Below are 4,758 nucleotides of genomic sequence, written 5' to 3'. Positions count from 1 at the left end.
CGGCCCGGACGCCGCCATCGAAGAGGTGGCAGAGATGGCCAGTGCGACGGCGGAGGACGCGGAGTAGCCGGGGACATCCGCACGCAGTGGGCTGGCGGCGCAGCTCTGGACGCACGGCAAATGCGACGAGCATTATGAGCGACTGGCAGCGACGAATCCTGTGGACCGCGGGCATCGTGGCAACCACGCTTCTCTCGTACGCCCTGGTATACCAGTGGGGCATGCGGGTGTATGAGGATCAGTCGGTGCTCTACATTCAGGCATTGCAGGTGGTGATCGAGGCGATTACGACGGCGGGGTTTGGGAGCCACGCGCCCTGGTCGAGCCCCCAGATGAACGCGATGGTCCTCCTCATGAATCTGACGGGGGTCCTGTTCGTCTTTCTCGCGGTCCCGCTGTTCGTCGTTCCGGTGCTCCGGGACGCCTTCGAGCAGCGGCCGCCGGAGACGTTTTCCGGGGCGGGACACATCGTGCTGACGCCCCACACGTCTCGCACCGGGGCGCTCATCGACGAGCTGGAGGCCCGGGGGCGCAGCTACGTCATCCTCGAGCCCCGTCGCGAGCGGGCCAAGGACCTCTATGTCGACGGATATCCAGTCCTCCATGGCGACCCCGAGTCCGTCGAGGGGCTTGAGCGCGCCGAGCTCCGAGCGGCCGGTGCCTTGGTGATCGACTCTCAAGACACCGTGGCCACGAGCATTATCCTGTCGGCTCGTGAGCTCAGCGACGAGATTCAGACGGTCACCGTAATCGACGATGAAACGCTCGAATCCTACCATTGGATGGCGGGGGCCGATCAGGTCCTCTCTCCGCGCCAGCTTCTCGGGGAGGGGCTCGCCCGGGAGATTCCGTTTCTGCTGCGGATGGCCGACGACACGACGATTGAGATTGGCGAAGACCTCGAGGTGGCCGAGCTCGACATCGAGTCGGAAAGTCCGATCTGCGACCAAACGATCGGCCAGCTGCAGCTGCGCGAGCGCTTCGGGGTGGACGTGATTGGGGCCTGGTTCGGCGGCACCTTCAAGAGCCCCGTCGGCCCCAGGACGGTCGTCGACTGCAACACGCGGCTTCTCGTCTCGGGGGCGCCCGGCAGCATCCAGCACCTCCAGCGGGAGGATAGCTCTACGCTTCAGTCGCGCAGGCACCAGGGGGTCATCGTCGTCGGGTACGGACGCTCCGGACAGGCGGCGGTCGACGTGCTGGACGGGACGGAGGCCCGGCTCACCATTATCGACGCGAAGGACCACCCCGATGTGGACATCGTGGGCGATGCCCGGAACCCCGACGTGTACGAGGAGGCGAACGTGGGGGCGGCCGACGCCATCATCATCGACATCGACGACGACACGACGGCCCTGCTCGCCACGCTCATCGCCCGGAACGCCAATCCCGACGCCCACATCGTCGCCCGCGCGAATCAGGAGGAAAACGAGCGGAAGATCTACCAGGCCGGGGCGGACTACGTTCAGTCGCTCGCCACGATCAGCGGTCGCATGCTGGCCGCGACCGTCCTGACGGACGAAGACGTGCTGTCCTTTCAAACGAAGATCGACGTGGTGCGCCTCGAGGCCGGGCGTCTGGCCGGGCAGACCCTCGCGGAGGCCGACGTCCGGGCCGAGACGGGCTGTACCGTGGTCGGGGCGGTTCGCAACGGCGACGTGATCACGTCGCTCGATCCGGACGAGTTTGTGTTTCGGGACGACGACCGGCTCGTCATCGTGGGCACGAACGAGGGCGTGCGTCGCTTTGAGAAGCAGTTCCTTCGGTGACGGGGGGCGCCTACGCCACGTCCGGAGTCCGAACCGGCACCGGCGTCCCCTTCGACGAATTCTCGGTCACCGGTTCGCCGCGAGAGGAGGCCCGCCTCAGTGGCCGAGCCGGGCAGCACGAAGATGCCGGCCCCAATCATGGTCCCGACGCCGATGGGAAGGGCCTCGAGCAGTCCCAAGTTGCAGTCTCAAGCAATTCCTTTTGCAATGGAGTCATCTTGAGCGGAGCAAAGCGGAGTCGAAAGATCTCTCTGAACGCGGCGGAAACGCTGGAGTCGAAGAGATTCTTCGCTCGCCTGGCGGCTCTCTCAGAATGACGAGTCCTTCATGATCCACAACAGACCTCTTGAACGTGCACAAGTCCTTCGCACGTTCGCTCATGTCACCCGGAACGCCACGTCCGTCGACGTCCGGCGCTTACCAATCGACCACGGTCTCTCCGTCGATTTCCCTTCCCCGCCCAACCTTCAACTTCCAGCCTTCAACCTTCATCCCTCACGCCAGCACCTCCCGGAACGAGATCTCCTCGGCGGCCAGCACGAACACCGTAGGCGGGAGGCCCTCGGTCCGCTCCTGCAGGCGGGTGTAGTACGAGACGTAGTCCTCCTCCTCGTCCGGCGTCGCCATGCCGAGGAAGACAATGTCGGCCCCGGTGGAGGTGTCGTGGACAATTTCGTTGAAGGTGCGCCCCTCTGCAAGGATGACATTGAGGAACGCGCCGGTTCGCAGCTGGTCGACGATGGGACCGAGCGTGTTGCGCCGCTCCTGGGCCTCGTCGGCGTCGGCGGCCACCACGTTGAGGCGCACGTCGGCGTCCTGCCACCCCACGTTCGTTTGCAGCAGGTAGGAGAGAATCTTCATCAGGCCGCCGTTGCCCGTGAGGCCGCTCCACCACACGTCGATCTGCTTCCGCTCGCCAAAGCCCTGATCGCCCCCGCGGAGCACCACCACGTTGCGCTGCGCCTCGTAGAGATGCTGAATCATGTGGCAGAACCGGTCGTGATGGTCCGGCTCTTCGGTGTGGCCCATCATGATGGTGTTGGGCTTGAGGGGCCCGATGCCGTAGTCCTCCACGAGCCGCTCGGCGCCCTCGAAGGGATCCTCGGCCCGTGTGGTGCGCACGAGGCTCTGCACGCCGTGGCTGCCGAGGTAGTCGCGAATAGTGTCTTCCGCCTCTTGCTTCTCGTCAACAGTAGCGGCCTGATACGGCAGCACCGTGCACACCGTCATGAGCGACTGGTTGTGGGTGAGGGCGCTCGCCAGCTCGATGAGGGGCCAGCGCCGGCGCGGGGCCCCGGAGAGGACGAGAAGGTGGGGGCGCCAGTTCTTCGGGTCCGGGTTCTCGCGCAGGCGCAGGAGGCCGGAGCGGGTGATGCTCATCCACAAGCCCTGCCGCACGTCGCCCCACGTGGTGCGCAGGCTGCGCCGCTCCAGCCACAAGAAGATCACGATGACGCACAGCCCGGCGACCACCGTGGCCCACCAGTTGATGAGAACCATGGCGCCGATGCAGCCCGCCGCGCCCAGCAGCGAGAGCGACCAGTGCACCTCGAACTCGGGCCGGAACGAGGGGCTGTCCAGGAAGGTCTCCACCCCCGCCGCCACGTTGAGCACCGCGTAGGTCGTGAGGAAAAACATCGTGAGAATGGGCGCGATGACGTTGAGGCTGCCCGTCATCACCGCGCCAAGGGCGAGCCCAAGCGTGAGGACCGTGCCGCTTCGGGGAATGTCTTCCTCCCCGGCCCCTTCCCCGAGCCCCTTCAGCGACTGGGGCAGGACCCCGTCGAGTGCCAGCGCCTGGAGCACGCGCGGGGCCCCCAGGATGGAGCCGATGGCGCTCGACAGGGTGGCGCCCCACACGCCCAGCAGAATCGCGTCGCCCCACCACGCCATGTCACGCATCACGAGCGAATCCTCGATCAGTGTGGCCGAGTCGGCCCACAGGCCCAGGAGGATCGGCAGGGCCATATACACGGCGTACCCCACCCCCACGGCGCCGAACGTGCCCCAGGGGATGGCCGTGTTCGGGTTTTCGAGGTCGCCGGACAGGTTGACCCCCGCCATGATCCCCGTGACCGCGGGGAAGAAGACCGAAAAGACCTCCCAGAAGCCCGCCGCCTGATTGGCGTCCACCGGCCCCCACATCCGGATGTCGGACTGCTCCACCGGACTCCCCGCCACCAGCGACACGAGCGACACCACAATGGCGGCAAGGATAAAGTACTGCGCCTTGATGGCGATATTCGGCGACCCGAGCGCGAGAAGGGCCACCAGGATCGTGATGACGAGGCCTACCATCTGAATCCCCGAGAGGCCGAGCACGCTCAGTGTGCTGAGCGTCGGGAAGGCATTGACCACGCTCTCGGCGAACCCCACGGTGTAGAGGGCCACCGACAGGCCCTGCGCGATGTAGAGGGGGATGCCCACCGCCCCGCCGATCTCGATCCCGAGCGACCGGCTGATCATGTAGTACGCCCCCCCAATGCGCACCCGCTGATCCGTCGCGATGGCCGCGATGGAGAGGGCCGTGAGGAACGTAATGCCCGTCGAGATGGTGACGATGAGCAGCGTGCCCAGCAGCCCGGCGTTGCCCACCACCCACCCGAACCGCAGGTACATGATGACGCCCAGGATCGTGAGAATCGACGGCGTAAACACGCCGCCGAACGTGCCGAGGCCGCCGGGCTTCCCCTGCATGACGGCTTCTTCGGTGTCGTCGGAGGCCTGGAGGGACGCGGGATCGGGGCGCATAGGCGAGAACGTGTTCTTCGAAGGAGAGCCCTCCCAAAAGAAGAGGGCACAACAGAAGTGTGCAACCTACGGTGTTCCGTCCTCCCTACAGTAGTGAGGGGTTATGCCCCAACGGATGGGCTTCTGTTCGAAAATCCGAGTGCGGGGCGAGGCCCGACAAAAGATTAATGCGTCGCCCCGCACGGAGCAGTTGCACATTCGGGGGTCACTCTTTGTATGCTCAACACCTCTTGCGAAC

General features: G+C 65.7%; 2 protein-coding genes. One reads left to right on the top strand and one right to left on the bottom strand.

Translation table 11 applies throughout. The features are described 5' to 3' along the window. Positions 1–134: 134 nt before the first annotated feature. Positions 135–1,769 (top strand): potassium channel family protein, encoded by a 1,635-nt coding sequence (locus ABEL04_RS06845; protein ID WP_375801642.1) that lies wholly within the window; start codon positions 135–137, stop codon positions 1,767–1,769. A 495-nt stretch (positions 1,770–2,264) separates the two neighbouring features. Here ABEL04_RS06845 and ABEL04_RS06840 read toward each other — a convergent pair whose 3' ends face one another. After that, a complete protein-coding gene (locus ABEL04_RS06840) occupies positions 2,265–4,520 on the bottom strand; it encodes a Na-K-Cl cotransporter (protein ID WP_375801641.1) in 2,256 nt (751 codons plus the stop codon). Between the last annotated feature and the right edge of the window lie 238 nt (positions 4,521–4,758).

This window comes from Salinibacter sp. (genome assembly GCF_042218895.1).
GTDB lineage: Bacteria > Bacteroidota > Rhodothermia > Rhodothermales > Salinibacteraceae > Salinibacter.
Note: the sequence above shows the minus strand (reverse complement) of the source record. Positions and strands in the feature narration are given on the sequence as shown.

What these genes read in the sequence shown, in the direction of transcription:
- ABEL04_RS06845 (WP_375801642.1), top strand. Translation starts at nt 135, where the DNA reads ATGAGCGACTGGCAGCGACGAATCCTGTGGACCGCGGGCATCGTGGCA.
- ABEL04_RS06840 (WP_375801641.1), bottom strand. Translation starts at nt 4,520, where the DNA reads ATGCGCCCCGATCCCGCGTCCCTCCAGGCCTCCGACGACACCGAAGAA.